22 protein-coding genes, 1 tRNA gene and 4 rRNA genes are annotated in these 24991 nt (G+C 54.0%); 14 read left to right on the forward strand and 13 right to left on the reverse strand.

What is annotated here, in order from left to right:
- The first annotated feature begins 10 nt into the window (after positions 1-10).
- The 4 genes from OQV00_RS02340 to OQV00_RS02355 are packed head-to-tail and all read left to right on the forward strand — an operon-like array spanning position 11 to position 2206.
- Complete coding sequence (locus OQV00_RS02340) at positions 11-565, forward strand: DNA topoisomerase family protein (protein ID WP_004868321.1); 555 nt, start codon at positions 11-13, stop codon at positions 563-565.
- Entirely contained in the window at positions 558-1130 is a 573-nt protein-coding gene (tsaC, locus tag OQV00_RS02345) for an L-threonylcarbamoyladenylate synthase type 1 TsaC (protein WP_004868318.1), read from the forward strand. Before OQV00_RS02340 ends, tsaC begins: the two co-directional genes overlap by 8 nt.
- A 3-nt stretch (positions 1131-1133) precedes the next feature.
- On the forward strand, positions 1134-1952 hold the full coding sequence (aroE, locus tag OQV00_RS02350; protein ID WP_104896041.1) for a shikimate dehydrogenase: 819 nt from the start codon (positions 1134-1136) through the stop codon (positions 1950-1952).
- On the forward strand, positions 1949-2206 hold the full coding sequence (locus tag OQV00_RS02355; RefSeq protein WP_104896042.1) for a DUF1488 family protein: 258 nt from the start codon (positions 1949-1951) through the stop codon (positions 2204-2206). The genes aroE and OQV00_RS02355 overlap by 4 nt, the downstream gene beginning before the upstream one ends.
- Here OQV00_RS02355 and OQV00_RS02360 read toward each other — a convergent pair.
- Positions 2182-2736, reverse strand: coding sequence for a gamma carbonic anhydrase family protein (locus tag OQV00_RS02360; protein ID WP_004868312.1), 555 nt, complete (start codon positions 2734-2736; stop codon positions 2182-2184). The genes OQV00_RS02355 and OQV00_RS02360 overlap by 25 nt on opposite strands.
- Before the next feature lie 467 nt (positions 2737-3203).
- Between OQV00_RS02360 and OQV00_RS02365 the strand changes: the two genes are divergently transcribed.
- From OQV00_RS02365 to rrf (OQV00_RS02385), 5 genes are all read left to right on the forward strand, one after another.
- Positions 3204-4741: ribosomal RNA gene (locus tag OQV00_RS02365) — 16S ribosomal RNA — on the forward strand.
- 232 nt (positions 4742-4973) lie between these two features.
- Positions 4974-7877: ribosomal RNA gene (locus OQV00_RS02370) — 23S ribosomal RNA — on the forward strand.
- A 93-nt stretch (positions 7878-7970) separates the two neighbouring features.
- A 5S ribosomal RNA gene (gene rrf / locus OQV00_RS02375) occupies positions 7971-8086 on the forward strand.
- 14 nt (positions 8087-8100) lie between these two features.
- A tRNA-Thr gene (locus OQV00_RS02380) sits at positions 8101-8176 on the forward strand.
- 37 nt (positions 8177-8213) lie between these two features.
- Positions 8214-8329, forward strand: a 5S ribosomal RNA gene (gene rrf / locus OQV00_RS02385).
- The 16S, 23S and 5S rRNA genes sit together here with 1 tRNA gene alongside, the layout of an rRNA operon.
- Positions 8330-8559: 230 nt before the next feature.
- Here rrf (OQV00_RS02385) and OQV00_RS02390 read toward each other — a convergent pair.
- From OQV00_RS02390 to acuI, 12 genes are all read right to left on the reverse strand, one after another.
- On the reverse strand, positions 8560-8781 hold the full coding sequence (locus OQV00_RS02390) for a lipoprotein (protein WP_004868310.1): 222 nt from the start codon (positions 8779-8781) through the stop codon (positions 8560-8562).
- Between the two features lie 1041 nt (positions 8782-9822).
- Positions 9823-10119, reverse strand: coding sequence for a DNA-binding transcriptional regulator Fis (fis, locus tag OQV00_RS02395; protein ID WP_000462905.1), 297 nt, complete (start codon positions 10117-10119; stop codon positions 9823-9825).
- Positions 10120-10144: 25 nt separating this feature from the next.
- A complete protein-coding gene (gene dusB, locus OQV00_RS02400) occupies positions 10145-11110 on the reverse strand; it encodes a tRNA dihydrouridine synthase DusB (protein ID WP_004868308.1) in 966 nt (321 codons plus the stop codon).
- A gap of 359 nt (positions 11111-11469) precedes the next feature.
- The gene (prmA, locus tag OQV00_RS02405) at positions 11470-12351 is read right to left on the reverse strand and encodes a 50S ribosomal protein L11 methyltransferase (RefSeq protein ID WP_004868307.1); all 882 of its coding nucleotides are present in this window, start codon (positions 12349-12351) and stop codon (positions 11470-11472) included.
- 11 nt (positions 12352-12362) lie between these two features.
- Positions 12363-13814, reverse strand: a complete 1452-nt coding sequence (gene panF, locus OQV00_RS02410; protein ID WP_004868305.1) for a sodium/pantothenate symporter — start codon at positions 13812-13814, stop codon at positions 12363-12365.
- A complete protein-coding gene (locus tag OQV00_RS02415; RefSeq protein WP_004868304.1) occupies positions 13804-14046 on the reverse strand; it encodes a YhdT family protein in 243 nt (80 codons plus the stop codon). The genes panF and OQV00_RS02415 overlap by 11 nt, the downstream gene beginning before the upstream one ends.
- Positions 14047-14154: 108 nt before the next feature.
- Positions 14155-15504: an acetyl-CoA carboxylase biotin carboxylase subunit gene (gene accC / locus OQV00_RS02420; protein ID WP_004868303.1), complete on the reverse strand. Its 1350-nt coding sequence runs from the start codon at positions 15502-15504 to the stop codon at positions 14155-14157.
- 10 nt (positions 15505-15514) lie between these two features.
- Positions 15515-15982 carry an acetyl-CoA carboxylase biotin carboxyl carrier protein gene (accB, locus tag OQV00_RS02425; protein WP_004868302.1) on the reverse strand — a complete coding sequence of 156 codons (468 nt, stop codon included), beginning with the start codon at positions 15980-15982 and terminating at the stop codon, positions 15515-15517.
- 22 nt (positions 15983-16004) lie between these two features.
- Entirely contained in the window at positions 16005-16457 is a 453-nt protein-coding gene (gene aroQ, locus OQV00_RS02430; RefSeq protein WP_004868300.1) for a type II 3-dehydroquinate dehydratase, read from the reverse strand.
- Positions 16458-16690: 233 nt separating this feature from the next.
- The gene (msrQ, locus tag OQV00_RS02435; protein ID WP_015585637.1) at positions 16691-17290 is read right to left on the reverse strand and encodes a protein-methionine-sulfoxide reductase heme-binding subunit MsrQ; all 600 of its coding nucleotides are present in this window, start codon (positions 17288-17290) and stop codon (positions 16691-16693) included.
- A complete protein-coding gene (gene msrP / locus OQV00_RS02440) occupies positions 17290-18291 on the reverse strand; it encodes a protein-methionine-sulfoxide reductase catalytic subunit MsrP (RefSeq protein ID WP_004868291.1) in 1002 nt (333 codons plus the stop codon). The genes msrQ and msrP overlap by 1 nt, the downstream gene beginning before the upstream one ends.
- A 77-nt stretch (positions 18292-18368) precedes the next feature.
- On the reverse strand, positions 18369-19343 hold the full coding sequence (gene acuI / locus OQV00_RS02445) for an acrylyl-CoA reductase (NADPH) (RefSeq protein ID WP_004868287.1): 975 nt from the start codon (positions 19341-19343) through the stop codon (positions 18369-18371).
- A gap of 219 nt (positions 19344-19562) precedes the next feature.
- On the opposite strand from acuI, the gene csrD reads away from it, so the two are divergent.
- The 5 genes from csrD (at position 19563) to OQV00_RS02470 (ending at position 24991) form a co-directional block, all read left to right on the forward strand.
- Positions 19563-21503, forward strand: coding sequence for an RNase E specificity factor CsrD (csrD, locus tag OQV00_RS02450; RefSeq protein ID WP_004868284.1), 1941 nt, complete (start codon positions 19563-19565; stop codon positions 21501-21503).
- Between the two features lie 304 nt (positions 21504-21807).
- On the forward strand, positions 21808-22851 hold the full coding sequence (gene mreB / locus OQV00_RS02455) for a rod shape-determining protein MreB (RefSeq protein ID WP_002918653.1): 1044 nt from the start codon (positions 21808-21810) through the stop codon (positions 22849-22851).
- A gap of 70 nt (positions 22852-22921) precedes the next feature.
- The gene (gene mreC, locus OQV00_RS02460) at positions 22922-23914 is read left to right on the forward strand and encodes a rod shape-determining protein MreC (protein ID WP_004868280.1); all 993 of its coding nucleotides are present in this window, start codon (positions 22922-22924) and stop codon (positions 23912-23914) included.
- Complete coding sequence (mreD, locus tag OQV00_RS02465) at positions 23914-24402, forward strand: rod shape-determining protein MreD (protein WP_004868276.1); 489 nt, start codon at positions 23914-23916, stop codon at positions 24400-24402. Before mreC ends, mreD begins: the two co-directional genes overlap by 1 nt.
- A gap of 7 nt (positions 24403-24409) precedes the next feature.
- Positions 24410-24991: a Maf family protein gene (locus OQV00_RS02470; protein ID WP_004868273.1), complete on the forward strand. Its 582-nt coding sequence runs from the start codon at positions 24410-24412 to the stop codon at positions 24989-24991.

Consider the following 24991-nt stretch of genomic DNA (forward strand, 5'->3'; position numbering starts at 1 on the left):
TCGAGTTGTTATGACCAAATCAGCACTGTTTTCGGTGCGTAAAAATGAGCCCTGCCCACAGTGCGGGGCTGAACTGGTAATCCGCTCCGGGAAACACGGGCCGTTTCTCGGCTGCTCGCACTATCCGGACTGTGACTATGTCCGTCCGCTGAAAAATCAGGCGGACGGACATATCGTAAAGGTACTGGAGGGGCAGGAGTGTCCGTCTTGCGGTGCCGTTATGGTGTTGCGCCAGGGGCGCTTCGGTATGTTTATTGGTTGCAGCCGTTATCCGGAATGTGAGCATACTGAAACTATTGATAAGCCTGACGAAACAGCAATTTCCTGCCCGCAGTGTGGGCAAGGGCAGCTGGTTCAGCGCCGTTCTCGTTTCGGCAAAACCTTTCATTCCTGCGATCGTTACCCCGATTGCCAGTTCGTTATCAACTTCAAACCGGTAGCGGGTGAATGCCCTGAATGCCACTATCCGCTATTAATCGAAAAGAAAACGGCGCAGGGCGTCAGACGCTTTTGTGCCAGTAAACAATGTGGAAAGCCGATCCCGGCGGAACAAATCAGTGAATAAGAACCTGCACTCAGAAACCGTCGCCCATGCCGTGACGGTACTGCATAACGAACATGTCATCGCCTATCCAACAGAAGCCGTTTTTGGCGTAGGTTGCGATCCTGACAGCGAAGCGGCGGTCATGCGCCTGCTGGCGCTTAAACAACGCCCCGTTGAGAAGGGGCTCATCCTGATCGCGGCCAGCTACGAACAGCTGATACCTTATATTGATGATTCGCAGCTTAATGATACACAGCGAGCGGCGATCTTCTCCTGCTGGCCGGGGCCGGTCACTTTTGTCTTTCCGGCTCGTGCCACAACGCCACGCTGGCTGACCGGGCGCTTCGATTCCCTGGCGGTACGCGTCAGCGATCATCCGCTGGTGGTCGAATTGTGTGAGGCCTATGGCAAACCGCTGGTTTCAACTAGCGCGAATTTATCCGGTCAGCCGCCTTGCCGCACCACGGCTGAAGTTCTGGCTCAGTTTGGCGCCAGTTTCCCGGTTGTCGATGGTGCAACGGGGGGGCGTCAGAATCCGTCTGAAATTCGCGATGCCCTGACGGGCGAACTCTTTCGCCAGGGGTAATTTATGCAAACCTACGCTGTCTTCGGAAATCCGATCGCCCACAGTAAGTCCCCCTCTATTCACCAGCGCTTTGCGCAACAGCTGCAGATTGTACATCCGTATGGGCGGGTTCTGGCGCCGCTGGACGATTTTATCCATACCCTGGATACCTTCTTCGCCGAAGGGGGAAAGGGCGCTAACGTTACCGTTCCGTTCAAGGAAGAAGCATTTGCCCGAGCGGATGAACTGACTGAGCGCGCGGCTCTGGCGGGGGCGGTGAATACCCTAAAGAGGCTGGATGATGGGCGTTTGTTGGGGGACAACACCGACGGGATTGGACTGCTGAGCGATCTGGAGCGGCTGGAGTTCATTAAACCGGGCTATCGGGTATTGCTTATTGGGGCCGGCGGCGCATCGCGGGGGGTCTTGTTACCCCTGCTATCACTGGATTGCGCTGTCACTATCGTCAACCGGACTTATTCCCGCGCGCAGGAGCTGGCGACGCTCTTTGCGCATACCGGTAGTGTATGCGCGCTTGAGATGGAATCGCTGGCTGGGCATGAGTTCGATCTCATTATTAATGCAACTTCCAGCGGTATCAGCGGTGATGTGCCGGCAGTTCCCGCGTCCTTAATCGATACGCACGTCTATTGTTATGACATGTTTTATCAGAAGGGCTGCACACCGTTTTTACACTGGTGCCAGAGTCATGGTGCGAAAATGTGTGCCGATGGGCTGGGTATGCTGGTGGCGCAGGCCGCCCACGCATTTCTGCTCTGGCATGGGGTCCTGCCAGAGATTACGCCGGTTATTCAGGCTTTGCATAAGGAACTGAATACGTGAATCAGGCGATTCAGTTTCCTGACAGAGAAGAGTGGGAGGCCGACCGGCAGTGTGTCACCTTTCCCGCGCTGGTTAATGGTATGCAGCTCACCTGTGCAATCAGAGGCGCAACGTTACAGCAGCGCTTCGGCGGTGATACTCCTGAGCAGTGGCTGGCCGCGTTTTGTCTCCATCGCTGGGATCTGGAAGAAGAAGCTGAAGCATTGATCCGCGACCAGCAGGAAGATGATCAGGGCTGGGTGTGGGTCTCCTGATCCAGATAATCGTTTTTCCATTTCACATAGTTGTTTGCTGAATAGAGCAGACCTGCCCGCTCCGCCTCCGTCAGGGGGCGGATTTGTTTCACCGGGTTGCCAAAATAGAGATAGCCGCTTTCCAGCCGTTTGTTTTGCGGGACCAGGCTACCGGCGCCAATCATCACATCGTCTTCTACCACAACGCCATCCAGTAAAATCGAACCCATGCCAACCAGCACCCGATTGCCAATAGTACAACCGTGCAGCATGACCTTGTGACCGACGGTGACCTCTTCGCCAATGATCAGCGGATTCCCCTCAGGGTTAGAGGAGGATTTGTGGGTGACATGCAGCACGCTACCGTCCTGAATGTTAGTGCGGGCACCGATTGCCACGTAGTTAACATCTCCGCGAATAGCGACCAGCGGCCAGATGCTGACATCATCGGCCATTCGGACATCGCCGATCGCTACGCTGGTGGCATCGATCATCACTCGCTGGCCGGTTTGTGGGAATAAATCTTTATAAGGACGTAAATTAGCGGACATGGTTACCTCAATAAACCTGGGTTGTACGAAGACTTTGGTGGCTTTTGCTGCCACCTGCAACCCCTTATTGTGGTGAAAATTGAGCAATCTGAACAATAACGCCGCGAAAAGGGCGAAAAAACATCACTTGGAAAAAAAGATCGATAAAAGACTTGTGCAATAAAATGGGATCCCTATAATGCGCTCCCACTGACACGGCACATGTGAACGAGTTCACAGAGTAAGCCGGGTCGGCAGAGAAAAAATTCTGAAATTCAGGGTTGACTCTGAAAGAGGAAAGCGTAATATACGCCACCTCGCGACAGAGCGCTCAGCGCCGTCGCACTGCTCTTTAACAATTTATCAGACAATCTGTGTGGGCACTCAAAGTGACATGGATTCTTAACGTCCTCGGACGAAAAATGAATACCAAGTCTCTGAGTGAACACGTAATTCATTACGAAGTTTAATTCACGAGCATCAAACTTAAATTGAAGAGTTTGATCATGGCTCAGATTGAACGCTGGCGGCAGGCCTAACACATGCAAGTCGAGCGGTAGCACAGAGAGCTTGCTCTCGGGTGACGAGCGGCGGACGGGTGAGTAATGTCTGGGAAACTGCCTGATGGAGAGGGATAACTACTGGAAACGGTAGCTAATACCGCATAACGTCGCAAGACCAAAGTGGGGGACCTTCGGGCCTCATGCCATCAGATGTGCCCAGATGGGATTAGCTAGTAGGTGGGGTAATGGCTCACCTAGGCGACGATCCCTAGCTGGTCTGAGAGGATGACCAGCCACACTGGAACTGAGACACGGTCCAGACTCCTACGGGAGGCAGCAGTGGGGAATATTGCACAATGGGCGCAAGCCTGATGCAGCCATGCCGCGTGTATGAAGAAGGCCTTCGGGTTGTAAAGTACTTTCAGCGAGGAGGAAGGCGTTAAGGTTAATAACCTTGGCGATTGACGTTACTCGCAGAAGAAGCACCGGCTAACTCCGTGCCAGCAGCCGCGGTAATACGGAGGGTGCAAGCGTTAATCGGAATTACTGGGCGTAAAGCGCACGCAGGCGGTCTGTTAAGTCAGATGTGAAATCCCCGGGCTCAACCTGGGAACTGCATTTGAAACTGGCAGGCTTGAGTCTTGTAGAGGGGGTAGAATTCCAGGTGTAGCGGTGAAATGCGTAGAGATCTGGAGGAATACCGGTGGCGAAGGCGGCCCCTGGACAAAGACTGACGCTCAGGTGCGAAAGCGTGGGGAGCAAACAGGATTAGATACCCTGGTAGTCCACGCTGTAAACGATGTCGACTTGGAGGTTGTTCCCTTGAGGAGTGGCTTCCGGAGCTAACGCGTTAAGTCGACCGCCTGGGGAGTACGGCCGCAAGGTTAAAACTCAAATGAATTGACGGGGGCCCGCACAAGCGGTGGAGCATGTGGTTTAATTCGATGCAACGCGAAGAACCTTACCTACTCTTGACATCCAGAGAACTTAGCAGAGATGCTTTGGTGCCTTCGGGAACTCTGAGACAGGTGCTGCATGGCTGTCGTCAGCTCGTGTTGTGAAATGTTGGGTTAAGTCCCGCAACGAGCGCAACCCTTATCCTTTGTTGCCAGCGATTCGGTCGGGAACTCAAAGGAGACTGCCAGTGATAAACTGGAGGAAGGTGGGGATGACGTCAAGTCATCATGGCCCTTACGAGTAGGGCTACACACGTGCTACAATGGCATATACAAAGAGAAGCGACCTCGCGAGAGCAAGCGGACCTCATAAAGTATGTCGTAGTCCGGATTGGAGTCTGCAACTCGACTCCATGAAGTCGGAATCGCTAGTAATCGTAGATCAGAATGCTACGGTGAATACGTTCCCGGGCCTTGTACACACCGCCCGTCACACCATGGGAGTGGGTTGCAAAAGAAGTAGGTAGCTTAACCTTCGGGAGGGCGCTTACCACTTTGTGATTCATGACTGGGGTGAAGTCGTAACAAGGTAACCGTAGGGGAACCTGCGGTTGGATCACCTCCTTACCTGAAAGAACCTGCCTTTGTAGTGCTCACACAGATTGTCTGATGAATGATAAATTTCAAAATGTACTGAGAAGTGCATTGTGAAATTTTGCTCTTTAAAAATCTGGATCAAGCTGAAAATTGAAACGACACACTGTTTCCTTTCTCCGTAATAAGAGAGGAAAAGCGGTGTGTTCGAGTCTCTCAAATTTTCGCAACGCGGACTGTTTTACGAAACAGTTTCGGGTTGTGAGGTTAAGCGACTAAGCGTACACGGTGGATGCCCTGGCAGTCAGAGGCGATGAAGGACGTGCTAATCTGCGATAAGCGTCGGTAAGGTGATATGAACCGTTATAACCGGCGATTTCCGAATGGGGAAACCCAGTGTGATTCGTCACACTATCGTTAAGTGAATACATAGCTTAACGAAGCGAACCGGGGGAACTGAAACATCTAAGTACCCCGAGGAAAAGAAATCAACCGAGATTCCCCCAGTAGCGGCGAGCGAACGGGGAGGAGCCCAGAGTCTGAATCAGCGCGTGTGTTAGTGGAACGGTCTGGAAAGTCCGGCGGTACAGGGTGATAGCCCCGTACACTAAAATGCACACGTTGTGAACTCGAAGAGTAGGGCGGGACACGTGGTATCCTGTCTGAATATGGGGGGACCATCCTCCAAGGCTAAATACTCCTGACTGACCGATAGTGAACCAGTACCGTGAGGGAAAGGCGAAAAGAACCCCGGCGAGGGGAGTGAAAAAGAACCTGAAACCGTGTACGTACAAGCAGTGGGAGCCTACTTGTTAGGTGACTGCGTACCTTTTGTATAATGGGTCAGCGACTTATATTCTGTAGCAAGGTTAACCGTATAGGGGAGCCGCAGGGAAACCGAGTCTTAACTGGGCGTTAAGTTGCAGGGTATAGACCCGAAACCCGGTGATCTAGCCATGGGCAGGTTGAAGGTTGGGTAACACTAACTGGAGGACCGAACCGACTAATGTTGAAAAATTAGCGGATGACTTGTGGCTGGGGGTGAAAGGCCAATCAAACCGGGAGATAGCTGGTTCTCCCCGAAAGCTATTTAGGTAGCGCCTCGTGAATTCATCTTCGGGGGTAGAGCACTGTTTCGGCTAGGGGGTCATCCCGACTTACCAACCCGATGCAAACTACGAATACCGAAGAATGTTATCACGGGAGACACACGGCGGGTGCTAACGTCCGTCGTGAAGAGGGAAACAACCCAGACCGCCAGCTAAGGTCCCAAAGTCATGGTTAAGTGGGAAACGATGTGGGAAGGCACAGACAGCCAGGATGTTGGCTTAGAAGCAGCCATCATTTAAAGAAAGCGTAATAGCTCACTGGTCGAGTCGGCCTGCGCGGAAGATGTAACGGGGCTAAACCATGCACCGAAGCTGCGGCAGCGACACTATGTGTTGTTGGGTAGGGGAGCGTTCTGTAAGCCGTTGAAGGTGGCCTGTGAGGGTTGCTGGAGGTATCAGAAGTGCGAATGCTGACATAAGTAACGATAAAGCGGGTGAAAAGCCCGCTCGCCGGAAGACCAAGGGTTCCTGTCCAACGTTAATCGGGGCAGGGTGAGTCGACCCCTAAGGCGAGGCCGAAAGGCGTAGTCGATGGGAAACAGGTTAATATTCCTGTACTCGGTGTTACTGCGAAGGGGGACGGAGAAGGCTATGTTAGCCGGGCGACGGTTGTCCCGGTTTAAGCATGTAGGCGGGAAGTTTAGGTAAATCCGGACTTCTTTTAACGCTGAGGTGTGATGACGAGGCACTACGGTGCTGAAGTAACAAATGCCCTGCTTCCAGGAAAAGCCTCTAAGCATCAGGTAACAACGAATCGTACCCCAAACCGACACAGGTGGTCAGGTAGAGAATACCAAGGCGCTTGAGAGAACTCGGGTGAAGGAACTAGGCAAAATGGTGCCGTAACTTCGGGAGAAGGCACGCTGATGGTAGGTGAAGTGACTTGCTCATGGAGCCGAAATCAGTCGAAGATACCAGCTGGCTGCAACTGTTTATTAAAAACACAGCACTGTGCAAACACGAAAGTGGACGTATACGGTGTGACGCCTGCCCGGTGCCGGAAGGTTAATTGATGGGGTTATCCGTAAGGAGAAGCTCTTGATCGAAGCCCCGGTAAACGGCGGCCGTAACTATAACGGTCCTAAGGTAGCGAAATTCCTTGTCGGGTAAGTTCCGACCTGCACGAATGGCGTAATGATGGCCAGGCTGTCTCCACCCGAGACTCAGTGAAATTGAACTCGCTGTGAAGATGCAGTGTACCCGCGGCAAGACGGAAAGACCCCGTGAACCTTTACTATAGCTTGACACTGAACATTGAGCCTTGATGTGTAGGATAGGTGGGAGGCTTTGAAGTGTGGACGCCAGTCTGCATGGAGCCAACCTTGAAATACCACCCTTTAATGTTTGATGTTCTAACGTAGACCCGTGATCCGGGTTGCGGACAGTGTCTGGTGGGTAGTTTGACTGGGGCGGTCTCCTCCCAAAGAGTAACGGAGGAGCACGAAGGTTAGCTAATCCTGGTCGGACATCAGGAGGTTAGTGCAATGGCATAAGCTAGCTTGACTGCGAGCGTGACGGCGCGAGCAGGTGCGAAAGCAGGTCATAGTGATCCGGTGGTTCTGAATGGAAGGGCCATCGCTCAACGGATAAAAGGTACTCCGGGGATAACAGGCTGATACCGCCCAAGAGTTCATATCGACGGCGGTGTTTGGCACCTCGATGTCGGCTCATCACATCCTGGGGCTGAAGTAGGTCCCAAGGGTATGGCTGTTCGCCATTTAAAGTGGTACGCGAGCTGGGTTTAGAACGTCGTGAGACAGTTCGGTCCCTATCTGCCGTGGGCGCTGGAGAATTGAGGGGGCTGCTCCTAGTACGAGAGGACCGGAGTGGACGCATCACTGGTGTTCGGGTTGTCATGCCAATGGCATTGCCCGGTAGCTAAATGCGGAAAAGATAAGTGCTGAAAGCATCTAAGCACGAAACTTGCCCCGAGATGAGTTCTCCCTGACTCCTTGAGAGTCCTGAAGGAACGTTGAAGACGACGACGTTGATAGGTCGGGTGTGTAAGCGTAGCGATACGTTGAGCTAACCGATACTAATGAACCGTGAGGCTTAACCTTACAACGCCGAAGCTGTTTTGGCGAAGAGACGAATGTTCAGCTTGATGACAGATTAAATCATCGCGCAGGAATGCGGGGTGAAAACAGAATTTGCCTGGCGGCGATAGCGCGGTGGTCCCACCTGACCCCATGCCGAACTCAGAAGTGAAACGCCGTAGCGCCGATGGTAGTGTGGGGTCTCCCCATGTGAGAGTAGGGAACTGCCAGGCATCAAATTTAGCGTGCTGATATGGCTCAGTTGGTAGAGCGCACCCTTGGTAAGGGTGAGGTCCCCAGTTCGACTCTGGGTATCAGCACCAGTTATTAGGTTAAAGTTTGGCACTTAGAAAGAATTTGCCTGGCGACGAGAGCGCGGTGGTCCCACCTGACCCCATGCCGAACTCAGAAGTGAAACGCCGTAGCGCCGATGGTAGTGTGGGGTCTCCCCATGTGAGAGTAGGGAATTGCCAGGCATCAAATAAAGCAAAAGGCTCAGTCGAAAGACTGGGCCTTTTTGCTTTTCTGATTTTCAGCACCGTGCGTACACCCTGTAAAGCAGCCGGATATCTCCCGGCCAGGCCCGTATGGTCGCCACAAATATTCTGATAAACGAACGATTATTAAACTAGAAAGGGCCCAGTCTTCGACTGGGCCCTTTGTTTTAGCTGCCGTTTATTGTGCAGCATACTGCTAAGATGAAAATTTAGCGGGTCAGGGCCACAATACCCAGCGTCAGGCCTGCAACGGCTGCAGCACCGCCTGCAATGGCGCCTGCTGTCTCCCAGTTATCCTGAGTGGTCCCTTTCATACAGGTATTAGTATGGACTAATCGCCCCTGAGAATCATAGACCGGTACGCAGGGAGAGTCATGGGCACAGCCGGCGAGCAGTGTCGTCAGCAGCGTCACTAAAATAAATTTTTTCATGGTAGGCCTCTGAATAATCCGTCGGGTTGTACCGGTGTCGATATATGACGGAATAGCCTATTTTACCATCGGTAATATCAAGGCCAGCGGCCGAAATAATATCAATTTATGTTCAGCGTAAATATCGTGGAGATCGCGATGGAATGATGAGGAAAATATGCAGAATAAAATAACGAAAGAGAAGTGAGAGCCATATTATTCGTCGGCCGAGAATATAACAAATTGATTTTTAACATATCCATCTATTTGCCGCCTGGCGAAAAAAGTGTGAAGCGACCGCTGCGCGTGAACGGAGTGCTTACTTATGCTGGCAATATTTTCTACCCCGCTTGCTGGCCGTGACTTAACATCAGGGCCAAATGCCGCCCCCCTGGAATACAGCCACAGAAGCCACCACAACAGGATGCCAGAACCAACCTGAATCTCCTTTAACGGCAGGCCATCAGCGCGCTCCTGGTGCATCAGAGAGGGTTTTGTCGCAACCTGAGGAGCCAGTCTGTTCCAGGCGCATATCGCACCGGAGATGCGACGTGCCCTCAAGCCCGTTTGGTGGTATGCGTACTGGCGGGTCCGGATATTGATACCGGGACGTGGATTGTCGGCACGGTGTCAGTGCGCGATGAGTCGGGTTACCCGAACGATAAGCGCAAAGTTAAAACTGGTAGCCCTGGCGGGTTCAATAATGATCAGCAGGCAGGAACAGGAGTCTCATTCTCCCGGCTGATATATTGAGTTGTGATAGCGCTTAATGCTCAACAGGCGAGAGATGTGCAGCGGCTTCTGCTTTCGCTTCATCGACTATTATGTTCGGGTATACGGTCTGGCAGGTGTGATTTGATAAAACGGCTGCCCGGATTTGATATCACGCTCTTCGACAAAGTGGCATTGCAGAGTCAGGCTGCTGATCAGTGGTCTGCACTTCAGCGATGCGAAATACCGATGTCCGCCTGGCGGCCGGAGAAATTCAATACGTCAGATAATAAAAAGGCGCTTCCCCATGCCGAAGAGCGCCTTTTATAACAAGCAATTAACTGATTAGTATCAGTTCATGCCGTATTTTTTCAGTTTCTTACGCAGAGTACCGCGGTTGATGCCCATCATCAGGGCCGCACGGGTCTGGTTACCACGGGTGTATTGCATCACCATGTCCAACAGGGGCTGTTCAACTTCAGCCAGTACTAGCTCATACAGGTCATTCACATCCTGACCATTCAGTTGAGCAAAATAGTTCTTCAGTGCCTGTTTAACCGAGTCACGCAGGGGTTTTTGAGTTACCTGATCCTGAGAGTTAACGGTAGAAACGGTCAGTACGTCAGAATTTACGCGTTGTTCGAACATAGTTCTGTCAGCTCTTTATTTCTGTTTACGCAAAATTTTCGAAGTATGCCTCCAACGCCTCCAGCTGATCGCTGGCATCCTCTATGGCGTTGAATGTGCGCCGAAACTGGTCATTTGGGGCGTGCTCCTGTAGATACCAGGAGACGTGTTTACGTGCAATTCGGTACCCTTTTGCCTGGCCATAAAAGTCATGCAATTCCCGAACATGCGCGCAAAGCAAACGCTTAACCTCTGCCAATGGCAGCGGGGGCAGCAGCTCCCCAGTGTCCAGATAATGCTGGATTTCCCGAAAGATCCAGGGTCTTCCCTGAGCTGCGCGGCCTATCATAAGGGCATCAGCCCCCGTATAGTCGAGCACAGCTCTGGCTTTAAGCGGGTCAGTAATGTCACCATTCGCGATAATCGGAATGGAAACTTTCTGCTTAACTGCCCGAATACTGTCGTATTCAGCGTCTCCGTTAAACAAACAGGCGCGGGTGCGTCCGTGAATAGTCAGAGCCTGAATGCCACACTCTTCAGCCAGTTGGGCAATTTCTACACAGTTACGGTGTTCCGGCTCCCAACCGGTGCGAATCTTGAGTGTCACGGGAACGTCCACTGCCTTGACGACCGCCGTCAGGATTAACTTCACCTGATCGGGATACTGCAAGAGGGCTGAACCTGCGAGCTTGCGATTCACCTTTTTCGCCGGGCACCCCATATTAATATCAATAATCTGGGCACCGCTTTCCACGTTAATACGGGCGGCTGCGGCCATCTCTTCCGGTACGCTACCGGCGATTTGCACGGTACGAATACCGGGCTCATCCACGTGCACCATCCGTAAACGGGATTTGTCGCTCTCCCAAACCTGCGGGTTGGAGGACATCATCTCGGAAACGGTTAAACCTGCTCCCATCTCGTAGCACAGCGTCCTGAATGGTCTGTCAGTAATGCCAGCCATAGGCGCTGCGATCAGGCGATTTCTGAGCTGATAGTGTCCGATGCGCATGAGTTAAGAAATGACCATACTGTGACTGCAAGGCGGCGTATATTACGCATTTTTTGCACGAGATGAAAGGCCAAACTTTGAGCAATCCTCTGTCACAGATCAATGAATCCCACATCGGGAGAAAAGAGATGGATAAATTATCCTATTAATCATCATCTTAATCGATGGTGGATAATTTGTGTCCATTTATAAAATCGCAAAACTTCTCGATTTTTCTTAGAAAAATGGGACTGTTAACGGCATAAAACGCTGTTTTTGTAGTCAAAAAAGCGCATCGTAATGCGATCTGGCTCCCATTTCTTGACGTCATTCAGCGGTTACTGGAAACAAAAAAGCGGCCCGCAGGCCGCTTTCCAGAGTTACTTTCTGCGGCCGGTGATCCGGCACCACTCTTCTTTCTCCACCACCGGGTCGAGGGCAAAGCGTTCGGTATAGGCTTCGCAGACGCTTTCCGCCTGGCTGGCGAGAATACCAGAAAGGCCCAGCAAACCGCCTGAAACGGGCAGCACGCTGATTAACGGGGCCAGCTCACGTAATGGCCCTGCCAGGATGTTGGCGACCACCACATCGGCGCTGAGCGCTTCTGGCTGATCCTGCGGTAAATAGAGCTCCAGACGATCGGAGACACCGTTACGCTCGGCGTTATCACGGCTGGCCTGAATTGCCTGTGGGTCGATATCAATACCGATCGCTTTTGCGGCACCCAGCTTCAGCGCCGCAATCGCCAGAATGCCCGAACCACAGCCAAAATCGATAATCGTTTTGCCCGTCAGATCCAGTCCGTCCAGCCATTGCAGGCAGAGCGAGGTGGTCGGGTGCGTGCCGGTACCAAACGCCAGGCCCGGGTCGAGCATCACGTTGACCGCGTTTGCATCCGGTACTTCACGCCAGCTTGGGCAAATCCACAGCCGCTCGCCGAAACGCATTGGGTGGAAATTATCCATCCATTCACGTTCCCAGTCTTTATCTTCCAGCTGCTCGATTTTATGTGTGAAACCGGCGCCCAGCAGCGGATGCTGCTCGAGGATAGCCACCACGTCATGCATATCGCTTTCAGCATCGAACAGGCCGATAACGTCGGTGTCTCCCCACAGGCGAGTTTCACCCGGCAGCGGCTCGAATACCGGCGTATCGTGGGTATCCTGGAAGGTGATGGAGACCGCACCGGCCTCCATTAGCGCGTCGCTGAGGTCTTCAGCATGTGCGCCGGTGGTATTCAGTTTCAGTTGGATCCATGGCATAGCAAAACTCTTTATTTGTCAGTAGTCATAACAGGGGCGGGTGGAACGGGCTGACCAAAACGGTTGCCCACCACAAAAGCCAGCAAACTTAGCAGTAGCGAGGGCACGATAGGATGAAAGCCCAGGTACTGAATTTTCAGGGTGGCGAGCACGGCATACAGCACGCCGCCGACGATCATCGCGCTCAGGGCTCCTGCCGCGTTGGCACGCTCCCAGTACAGGCCCAGAACCAGTGGCCACAGGAAGACCGCTTCCAGCCCGCCAAACGCGAGCAGGTTCAGCCAGATGATCATCTCAGGCGGACGCCATGCGGCCAGCAACAGCAGCGCGCCGAGGATCAGCGTGATCATCGCCGACATCCGCTTCAGGCGTTTCTCGTTATTCAGCTGTTCCGGGTGCAGGTTCAGGTATAAATCCTTAATGATCGTAGCGGAACTCTGCAATAACTGCGCGTTGATTGTCGACATGATCGCCGCCATTGGCGCGGCAAGGAAGATCCCGGCGGCAAACGGCGGCAGTACTTTCACCATCAACGTAGGGATGACCAGATCCGGGATGGTCAGATCCGGGATCACCGCGCGACCCAGCGCACCGGCGAGATGCATGCCAAACATCAGGATAGCGACCACGATGGTGCCGAGAATAATCCCGCGGTGCACCGCCTTGCTGTCTTTATAGGAGATACAGCGCACTGCCGTGTGCGGCAGGCCGATAACGCCAAAGCAGACCAGAACCCAGAAAGAGGTCATAAACGTCGGTGACAGAATATCGTCCGCTCCCTGGGGAGACACCAGCTTTGGATCGATATGTTCCAAGGTCTGCACTGCCATGTTCAGACCACCCGCAGCATGAACGATACCGACGAGCAGCACGATGGTGCCTATCAGCATCACCAGCCCCTGCATCGCATCATTCAATACGCTGGCGCGGAAACCGCCGAAAGCGGTGTAGAGCGCGATACTGATACCGAAAATCAGCAAACCGGTTTCGTAAGGGATGCCTGCGGCGGTTTCCAGCAGTCGTGCGCCGCCGATAAACTGCACGGTCATCGCACCGATAAACGCAACCAACAGACTGAGGCTCGCCAGCCATACCAGCAGACGGCTCTGATAGCGGGCGAACAGCATATCGTTGAGCGTTACCGCGTTATACCTGCGGGCCAGAATAGCGAATTTTTTCCCCAGTACCCCGAGCGACAGCCACACGGCAGGCAGCTGGATCATCGCCAGCAGCACCCATCCGAGCCCGTATTTATATGCCGCGCCCGGGCCGCCAATGAACGAACTGGCGCTGATATAGGTGGCCGTCAGGGTCATGGCCAGCACGAAGCCGCCCATCGAACGGCTGCCGAGAAAATACTCGTTGAGGAATGCCCCGGTCGAACGCTTGCGCATCGCATAAATCGACAGGCCAAACACCACCAGCAGGTAGGCAATAAGCGGCAGGATCACTTCAGGCTGCATCATCATCCTCCAGCGGAATATCGCGGTAGATAAACTTCACCATCGCCCAGCACAGCAGAATGAAAATCAGGGGGATCAGCAGACAAGCCATTTCAAACCAGCGCGGCAGGCCGGTAAAGCCCTGCTGAGAACCTGGAATGTAAGCACTTGCTAACCATGCTGCAAGATAGAGGAGGGTAAGCCACAACGCCCAGCGGGCTTCTTTGTGGGCCTGAACAAAACGCGCGTCCATAAGGCTCCCGGGGTCAATTTAAAGCGGGGATTGTACCTTAAGGGGCTGGCAAGAGGAGAGAAAAAGAAAAAAGGCCGGATAATCCGGCCTTTTGCTGCGAATACAGGATTATTTTTCCTGTAAGCCGAGTTTTTTCTCCAGATAGTGGATGTTGGTTCCACCATGCTGGAAATGCTCGTCATTCATAATGCGGATCTGCAGATCGACGTTGGTTTTGATGCCGTCGATGATCAGCTCCTGCAGCGCATTTTTCATGCGTGAAATCGCGACATCACGGTTTTCGCCGTAACAAATCAGCTTACCAATCATTGAGTCATAGTACGGAGGTACGGTGTAGCCTGCGTAGATATGAGACTCCCAACGTACGCCGAAACCGCCTGGCGCGTGGAAGCGGGTAATTTTACCTGGGCTCGGCAGGAAGGTGTTCGGGTCTTCGGCGTTGATACGGCATTCCACCGCATGGCCACGAACCTGGACTTCTTCTTGCTTGATGGACAGCGGCTGGCCAGCCGCGATACGCAGCTGTTCTTTGATCAGGTCAACGCCGGTAATCATTTCGGTGACCGGATGTTCAACCTGAATACGGGTGTTCATTTCAATGAAGTAGAACTCACCGTTTTCAAACAGGAACTCAAAGGTGCCTGCGCCGCGATAGCCGATGTCGACACACGCTTTAGAGCAGCGTTCGCCGATGTAGCGACGCAGTTCCGGGGTAATGCCCGGCGCCGGCGCTTCTTCGACCACTTTCTGGTGACGACGCTGCATGGAGCAGTCGCGTTCCGCCAGATAGATAGCGTTGCCCTGGCCGTCAGCCAGTACCTGGATCTCGATGTGACGCGGATTTTCCAGGTATTTTTCCATATATACCATGTCGTTGCTGAATGCAGCTTTTGCTTCAGCTTTGGTCATGGAGATGGACTGGGCCAGTTCAGCATCGCTGCGTACAACGCGCATACCGCGTCCGCCGCCGCCGCCGGAGGCTTTGATGATAACCGGATAGCCGATGCGTTTTGCATGAGCGCGGTTCGCATCCATATCGTCGCCCAGCGGGCCGTCAGACCCCGGAACGGTCGGTACGCCCGCTTTCTTCATCGCGGTGATCGCAGACACTTTATCGCCCATCAGACGAATGGTGTCGGCTTTCGGGCCGATGAAGATGAAGCCTGAACGTTCAACCTGCTCAGCAAAGTTGGCGTTTTCGGACAGGAAGCCATAACCCGGATGGATGGCCACCGCGCCGGTAATTTCCGCTGCGCTGATGATTGCCGGGATATTCAGATAGCTTTTTACGGACGGAGCCGGGCCAATACAGACCGTCTCATCCGCTAACAGTACGTGTTTTAGATCGCGATCCGCAGTGGAGTGCACAGCGACGGTCTTGATGCCCAGTTCTTTACAGGCACGCAGGATACGCAGTGCAATCTCGCCTCGGTTAGCGATAACAATTTTATCCAGCATGTTCGCCTCGTTACTCGATGACTACCAGCGGCTCATCAAATTCTACCGGTTGGCCGCTTTCGATCAGAATGGCTTTCACCACGCCGGATTTATCGGCTTCGATCTGGTTCATCATTTTCATCGCTTCTACGATGCACAGGGTGTCGCCCACGTTAACTTTCTGACCGACTTCCACGAACGCTTTTGCGTCCGGGCTCGGGGTGCGGTAGAAAGTACCGACCATCGGGGAACGTACGATGTGACCGCTGATTTCTGCTTTCGCCGGCGCGTCTGCCTGAGCGGCGGCGGCCGGTGCTGCTGCAACCGGTGCCTGAGCCTGCATCATCGGCGCGGCATAAGCCTGCTGCATGACCGGGTAGCCCGCATTTGGCGCGGCACGGCTGATGCGTACAGACTCTTCGCCTTCAGAAATTTCCAGTTCGGAGATGCCTGATTCTTCAACCAGCTCGATCAGCTTTTTAATCTTACGAATATCCATGAGTGGGTTCCGTACTCTTTGTTTAGTGTGATTGTGACAGGCGTTTTACCGCCGTCTGTAAAGCGTATGAATAGCCGTCCGCACCGAGTCCGCAGATGACGCCCGAGGCGATATCCGACAGATAGGAGTGGTGACGGAACGGTTCGCGTGCATGTACGTTGCTCAGGTGAATCTCGATAAACGGGATACTGACCGCAAGCAATGCATCGCGGATAGCCACGCTGGTGTGCGTAAACGCGGCCGGATTAATCAGGATATAGTCCACGGTGTCTTTAGCCTGATGAATTCGGTCGATTAGCGCGAACTCCGCATTGGACTGCAGGTGATCCAGCGCCACGTTCAGAGCCGAAGCTTCTGATTCCAGACGGTTAACAATCTCAGAAAGCTTAAGGGTGCCATACTTCTCAGGCTCACGGGTGCCGAGCATGTTAAGGTTGGGTCCGTTTAAAAGCAAAATGCGAAACTTGTCAGCCATTGTGTGGCTATCTCCTGCCATTCTCGGGTAAAAAACAAAATATACCTTCGAAGCGCGCTTGTCACCTTTTCAGGGCTCGAAAACCCCGTCAGGAAAACCAAAGTCGCACATTATAACGATTTCGTAGCATTTGGCAGCTAAATACTGGTCTTATCAGGGAAGATTATCAACCGCTATCGTTCAAAGCATCGCGGTTGATAAAAGATCTGCGGGAAACTGCACATATCCGATGATTATCGCCACCACTGACGGAACTTCTTGTAACGCCATGCTAAAAGCAACGCGGCCAGCACGGCATAAATCACCGGCTGCGGGGATAAAATCTTCACCGACCACAGGTAGTGAATGGGAGCAAGGATTGCCACCAGATAGACGAAGTTGTGCAAAGTTTGCCATCGGCGACCCAGTTTTCTCTGCAGCGCTTGTGTTGAAGTGGCGGCCAGCGCCAGCAAAATCAACCAGCTGATAAAACCCAAAGTCAGGTAAGGTCTGCTGACTAACTCCGAACCCAGCAGCGCCAGATTGTTGATACCTAACTCCAGCAGCGTGTAGCTGGTGAGATGCAGCGTTGCCCAGGCAAAGCACCACAACCCGAGTAAACGCCGGGTACGAATCAACAAAGGTTGTTTAGCGTAGCGCGCGAGCGGTGAGACGAGCAAGGTCGCAAGCAAAAATTTAAGAGCCATCCTACCGGTAAAATGCTGGATATCTTTTGCCGGATCGGCGCTAAAGTAGCCCTGTTGTCCGGCCCAGAAGAGCCAGATAAAGGGCAAGAGGCCGGCCAGATGGAGGACCACCTTCAGCCAGGTAATCTGTTTTACGCTCAGACGCACTAGTAATACTCCCGCAGATTCAGTCCCCGATAGAGCGATGCCACCTCGTCAGCATAGCCGTTAAACAACAGCGTCGGCTGGCGCTTAACATCAAGTACGCCGCCAGAGCCGATAACACGCTCTGTAGCCTGCGACCAGCGCGGATGATCGACGTGCGGATTGACGTTAGCGTAGAAGCCATATTCTTGCGGCCCGGCGAGATTCCAGGTGGTGGGGGGCTGCTCGCGCGTCAGCTCGATACTGACGATGGATTTAATACCTTTAAAACCGTATTTCCATGGGACGGTCAGCCGGACAGGGGCGCCATTTTGCGGCGGCAGCGCTTTACCGTAAACGCCGACGCTTAGCAGCGTCAGAGGGTGCATGGCTTCATCCAGCCGCAGACCTTCTACATAAGGATAAGCCAGTCCCCCGCCGATAAAGCGATCTTTTTGCCCCGGCATTTGATCCGGTGCATAGAGGGTTTTAAATGCGACAAAACGGGCGTTGCTGGTGGGTTCAACCAACGCCAGCAGTTTATGTAGCGGGAAGCCGACCCAGGGCACCACCATTGACCAGGCTTCCACGCAGCGCATCCGGTAAATACGCTCTTCTAGCGGAAAGCGCCGGGTCAGATCGTCATGATCGAGCGTCAGCGGTTTGGCCACCTCTCCGCCAATCGTGAGGGTCCAGGGATCGGTACGCAGGCTGCCGGCATTGGCCGCGGGGTCTGCTTTATCAAGACCAAATTCATAGAAGTTGTTATAGCCGGTGACTTTATCTTCCGGCGTCAGCGTGAGCGAGCTTTGCCACTCCGCGGGTTTATTGAACGTCAGGGCTTTACCTGCCGGGGCCGGCGGGCGGTCGTGACCTTTAAACCAGTCCAGGAGATCGGCCCGCGCCGTGGGGGAAAGAGAAAGGGCCGTTGCGGTGATCCCGAGTGACTTCAGCACCTGGCGGCGCTGCAGCATAAATACGGATTCTGCCGTGACATCGGCTTCCGTGAGTTTTTTAGGTTTCATGACATCCTCCGACATGCTTTTTTCTAAGCATGACGGAGGCGGCGATTTATCGCGAATATGTCACGAAAAATTGCAGATTAGGCGATCTTCACCAGCGTCCGCCCCTGGATCTGATTGTTCATGATCTTAGCGGCGAATGCCGGGGCCTCTGCGAGGGTAATTTCCGTGGCGCTCGCTGAATAGAAGGATTCCGGCAGGTCACGCACCAGACGTTGCCAGGCTTCAGCGCGACGCGCGGGCGGCGTCATGACGGAATCGACGCCCTGCAGGCGAACATTGCGCAGAATAAACGGCATTACCGTCGTCGGCAGCGCAAAGCCTCCGGCCAGACCACAGGCGGCGACGCAGCCGCCATAGTTCATCTGCGCCAGCACTTTCGCCAGCACCTTGTCCCCGACGGTATCGATCGCGCCAGCCCACAGCTGTTTTTCCAGCGGACGGGTTTCGGCAAACTCTTCGCGACCGAGAATGCGCTGCGCGCCGAGGCTTTTCAGATATTCATGGGTGCTTTCGCGGCCAGAGACTGCGACGACCGAATAGCCGAGCTGATGCAGCAGCGCAATGGCGGTACTGCCGACGCCGCCGCTGGCGCCGGTGACAATGATTTCACCATCCTGCGGACGGATACCGGCATCTTCCAACGCCATGACGCACAGCATTGCGGTGAAGCCGGCGGTACCGATCGCCATCGCTTTACGGCCATCAAGACCTTCCGGCATTGCGACCAGCCAGTCGCCTTTCACGCGCGCACGCTCGGCCAGACCACCCCAGTGGTTTTCACCGACGCCCCAGCCGGTCAGCAGCACTTTCTGGCCGCTGTGGAAGCGCGGATCTTCGCTTGAGTGAACGCTACCGGCGAAATCGATGCCAGGAATCATCGGAAAGTTGCGGATGATTTTTCCCTTGCCGGTGATCGCCAGCGCATCTTTATAGTTAAGGCTCGACCAGTGAATATCGACGGTGACATCGCCCGGCGGCAGCTGGTCGGCGTCGATGGTTTGCACCGAAGAGATTGTTTTACCATCCTGCTGTTCTAATATTAAAGCCTGCATATGCGGGTCCTTATTTGTACAAAGATTGGAAAAATTTTTCTGCAGACTATACTCGCTATCGACATTATTACGCCGATATAACGCAATAAATTGCCAGAAACGCCAGCTTTGATAGTATGCCTCGCGCTTTAGAAAGTTAGTGCTTACTTTAGGTAAAGCGCCAGTACACGAGCCTGAAAATCTATCGGGCGGTCATTCACTCGCGGAGTTAACACAGGGATGCGATTAACGACGAAGTTCTCAGCATTTGTCACGCTGCTTACCAGCCTGACCATCTTTGTCACGCTCATCGGTGCTTCGCTGAGTTTTTATAACGGTATCCAGCTGAAGATGGAGAATCGCGTCCAGGCCGTGGCGACAATGCTGGATAACCGCCTGATCTCATCCTCTTTCGATAAGCTCGAACCGCAAATGGATGAGTTGATGACGCCGGTGGAGATTGTGCAGGTCGATTTTCTGCTTAACGGCAAGCCGGTGTACGGTCACTCGCGTAGCGACAGCTATCGTCCGCCGGGGAGTAAGAATCAGTATCGTGAAATAACGGTACCGTCGTTAAAACATCCCGGTATGACGATTCACGTGGTCTACCTCGACCCGATGGTGAATTATTTCCGCTCGCTGCACATCACCGGGCCCTTATCGATAGCTATCGGTCTGATGGTTCTGGTTATCTTTTTCTCCGTACGCTGGATTCGCCGTCAGCTTGCAGGCCAGGAGCTGCTGGAGGTGCGCGCTGCGCGAATCCTCAACGGCGAACGCGGGCCGCAGGTTCGAGGGTCGGTACATGAGTGGCCGGCCAGCACCAGCAGCGCGCTGGATATGCTGCTTTCCGAACTGCAGTTTGCCAGCGATCAGCGTAGTCGTATGGATACGCTGATTCGTTCTTATGCTGCACAAGACTCGAAAACCGGGCTGAATAATCGTCTGTTCTTTGATAATCAGCTGGCAACTCTGCTGGAAGATCAGGAAAAAGTGGGTTCGCACGGTATCGTGATGATGATTCGCCTGCCGGAGTTCGATCTGCTACGTGATAACTGGGGACGAGCCGCTGCCGAAGAACACTACTTCACGCTCATCAACCTGCTGTCGACTTTTATTATGCGCTATCCCGGGGCGCTGCTGGCGCGCTACCACCGCAGTGATTTTGCCGTACTCCTTCCTCACCGTACCTTAAAAGAGGCCGATAGCATCGCCGGGTTGCTGTTAAAAGCGGTGGATGCGCTGCCGCCGACGCGGATTCTTGACCGCGATGACATGATGCACATCGGTCTTTGCGCTTTCCGCAGCGGGCAGACAACGGCCCAGGTGATGGAACGCGCCGAGGCCGCGACGCGCAATGCGGTGCTACAGGGCAGCAATAGCTGGGCCGTCTACGATGACTCGTTACCGGAGAAAGGGCGCGGTAACGTCCGCTGGCGTACGCTGATTGAACAAATGCTCAGCCGCGGCGGGCCGCGACTGTACCAGAAGCCGGCCGTTACCCGCGATGGACGCGTCCATCATCGTGAACTGATGTCGCGGTTGTATGACGGAAAGGAAGAGGTGATCGCGGCAGAATATATGCCAATGGTGCAACAATTTGGTCTGGCGGAAGAGTACGACCGCCTGCAGATCACGCGGTTACTGCCATTTTTAAGTTTTTGGCCGGAGGAAAACCTCGCGCTGCAGGTGACGGTGGAGTCATTGATCCGGCCGAGATTTCAGCGCTGGCTGCGTGATACCTTGATGCAGAGTGAAAAATCGCAACGTCGACGGATTATTTTTGAACTTGCAGAGGCAGATGTTTGTCAATATATCGGCCGCTTACAACCGGTAATGCGCCTGGTCAATGCTCTGGGTATTCGTGTCGCCGTCGTGCAGGCCGGATTAACGCTGGTTGGAACCAGTTGGATCAAGCAGTTGGATGTCGAAGTGATTAAGCTGCACCAGGGGCTGTCGCGCAATATCGAAAAGCGCAGTGAGAACCAGCTGCTGGTTCAGAGCCTGGTGGAGGCCTGTAAGGGCATGCCGGTCCAGGTTTTTGCAACCGGCGTTCGCAGTCGCAGTGAGTGGCAGGTGCTGTCTCAGTGCGGTGTCACGGGTGGTCAGGGGGAATTTTTTGCCGCCTCACAGCCACTTGACACAAATGTGAAAAAATATTCGCAAAGATACTCGGTTTGATCTGCCGTTTAGCGTGATTTCACGTAGAATAACGCGCGCCATAGTGAAGGGGGTGTGCTTGTCTACCTGCCGGATTATCGCAATGTAAATGCCAGTAAATGACCTTTGACGGGTTACAGATTCAGGCGCGGAGCGCTGTTGATGATTTCGCCACTGAATGGACCCGGTAAATTTGTAACGAAGGAAATGCGCTGCACTAATTTTCACCGTAGCAGATGATTTTTGCGCCTTGTCGCTGCTGCGTGTGGTTGGTAAAGTAAGCGGATTTTGTTTTCCGCCCCAGCTTTCAGGATTATCCCTTAGTATGTTAAAAAAATTTCGTGGCATGTTTTCCAATGACCTGTCCATTGACCTGGGTACTGCGAATACCCTGATTTATGTAAAAGGACAAGGCATCGTATTGAATGAGCCTTCCGTTGTGGCCATTCGTCAGGATCGTGCCGGCTCGCCGAAAAGCGTCGCTGCAGTTGGTCATGAAGCGAAGCAGATGCTCGGGCGTACACCGGGCAACATCGCGGCGATTCGCCCGATGAAAGACGGCGTTATCGCCGACTTCTTCGTCACCGAAAAAATGCTCCAACACTTTATCAAACAGGTGCATAGCAATAGCTTCATGCGTCCAAGCCCGCGTGTTCTGGTGTGCGTACCGGTCGGTGCAACCCAGGTTGAGCGTCGTGCGATTCGTGAATCTGCTCAGGGCGCTGGCGCTCGTGAAGTCTTCCTGATTGAAGAGCCGATGGCGGCTGCGATTGGCGCGGGCTTACCGGTTTCTGAAGCGACCGGTTCTATGGTGGTGGATATTGGTGGCGGTACCACGGAAGTGGCGGTTATCTCCCTGAACGGCGTGGTTTACTCCTCTTCCGTTCGTATCGGTGGTGACCGTTTCGATGAAGCCGTGATTAATTATGTGCGTCGTAACTACGGATCTCTGATCGGTGAAGCGACGGCTGAACGTATCAAGCATGAAATCGGTTCGGCGTATCCGGGCGATGAAGTGCGTGAAATCGAAGTTCGCGGCCGTAACCTGGCAGAAGGCGTGCCGCGCGGCTTTACCCTGAACTCGAACGAAATTCTCGAAGCGCTGCAGGAACCGCTGACCGGTATCGTCAGCGCGGTCATGGTCGCGCTGGAACAGTGTCCGCCGGAGCTGGCTTCCGATATCTCCGAGCGTGGTATGGTTCTGACTGGCGGTGGCGCCCTGCTGCGCAACCTCGACCGTCTGTTGATGGAAGAGACAGGTATTCCTGTCGTAGTTGCAGAAGATCCACTGACTTGCGTCGCACGTGGCGGCGGTAAAGCGCTGGAAATGATCGACATGCACGGCGGCGACTTGTTCAGCGAAGAGTAGTCAGCCGAAGGTCCAGGGTAGCCTCAAAAGCTACCCTTGGTCTTAACTGACACGAGAATACGCATAGCCTATGAAGCCAATTTTTAGCCGTGGCCCGTCGCTACAGATTCGCCTTATCCTGGCGGTTTTGGTGGCGCTTGGCGTGATTATCGCCGACAGCCGCCTGGGTACGTTCAGTCAGATTAGAACGTACATGGACACTGCCGTCAGCCCTTTCTACTTTATCTCAAATGGTCCCCGGGAATTGCTGGATAGCGTATCGCAAACGCTGGCAACCCGCGATCAGCTCGAACTGGAAAACCGCGCGCTGCGTCAGGAACTGCTGCTGAAGAACAGCGATTTGCTGATGCTGGGTCAGTACAAACAGGAGAACGCGCGTCTGCGCGAGCTGCTGGGCTCGCCGCTGCGCCAGGATGAGCAAAAAATGGTGACTCAGGTCATCTCTACGGTTAACGATCCTTATAGCGATCAGGTTGTCATCGATAAGGGCAGCGTTAACGGCGTTTACGAAGGCCAGCCGGTGATCAGCGACAAAGGCGTTGTGGGTCAGGTCGTCGCGGTGGCGAAGTTAACCAGCCGCGTGCTGCTCATCTGCGACGCGACGCATGCGTTGCCGATTCAGGTTCTGCGCAATGATATTCGCGTGATTGCGGCGGGTAACGGATGCACTGACGATTTGCAGCTGGAGCACCTGCCGGCGAACACCGATATTCGCGTCGGCGATGTGCTGGTGACCTCCGGTCTCGGTGGCCGCTTCCCTGAGGGCTATCCGGTTGGCGTGGTCTCCTCGGTGAAGCTCGACACGCAGCGTGCGTATACGGTCATTCAGGCGCGCCCAACGGCGGGTCTGCAGCGTCTGCGCTATCTCCTGCTGCTGTGGGGAGCCGATCGTAACGGGGCCAACCCGATGACGCCGGAAGAGGTGCACCGCGTCGCCAATGAGCGTCTGATGCAGATGATGCCGCAGGTTCTGCCGGCACCGGATGCCATGGGGCCGCAAATGCCTGCGCCGGCAACCGGCATAACGCCGCCTTCGCAACCTCTGCCTGCAGGGGGACAATAGTGGCAAGTTATCGAAGCCAGGGACGCTGGGTTATCTGGCTCTCGTTTCTTATCGCACTATTGCTGCAGGTCATGCCCTGGCCGGCGGATTTGACCGTCTTCCGGCCAAACTGGGTGTTCCTGATCCTGCTTTACTGGATCCTCGCCTTACCGCATCGGGTGAACGTAGGCACCGGTTTCGTCATGGGGGCTATCCTCGATCTTATCAGTGGGTCGACACTGGGCGTTCGCGCGCTATCGTTAAGTATCATCGCTTATCTGGTGGCGCTGAAATATCAGCTGTTTCGCAACCTGGCGCTCTGGCAGCAGGCGCTGGTGGTGATGATGCTATCCCTTGCTGTGGATATCGTTGTTTTCTGGGCAGAGTTTTTAGTGATCAACGTCTCTTTCCGTCCGGAAGTGTTCTGGAGTAGTGTAGTAAACGGCGTGCTCTGGCCATGGTTATTCCTGCTGATGCGGAAAGTCCGTCAGCAATTTGCGGTGCAATAAGGTTGATATGACGACTCTGTATCTCGCTTCAGGCTCTCCGCGTCGGCAGGAACTGCTGACGCAGCTGGGGCTATCTTTTGAACGTCTGGTTCCCGGTATTGAAGAACGACGCTTGCCGCAGGAGAGCGCCGGGCACTATGTTGCGCGTCTGGCGCGTGAAAAAGCGCAGGCGGGGGTCGCACTGGCGTCGCGCGATCTGCCGGTGCTGGGGGCGGATACCATTGTTATCCTGAACGGCGAAGTGCTGGAAAAACCGCGCGATGCCGCTCACGCCGCCGAGATGCTGCGCATGCTCTCCGGTAAGACGCATCAGGTCATGACGGCCGTGGCGCTGGCGGATAAGCAGCTGACGCTGGATTGCCTGGTGGTGACGGAAGTCACCTTCCGCCTGCTTTCAGAACAGGATATTGCCAGCTATGTGGCCAGCGGAGAACCTCTGGACAAAGCAGGTGCATACGGTATTCAAGGGTTGGGTGGCTGTTTCGTCAGGAAGATTAATGGCAGCTATCACGCCGTGGTCGGCTTACCGCTGGTAGAAACGTATGAGTTGCTGAGTAACTTTAACTCACTGCGTGAAGAAAAGGGATAA

The organism is Klebsiella sp. DY2415 (assembly GCF_026314315.1).
Classification (GTDB): Bacteria; Pseudomonadota; Gammaproteobacteria; order Enterobacterales; family Enterobacteriaceae; genus Klebsiella; species Klebsiella ornithinolytica.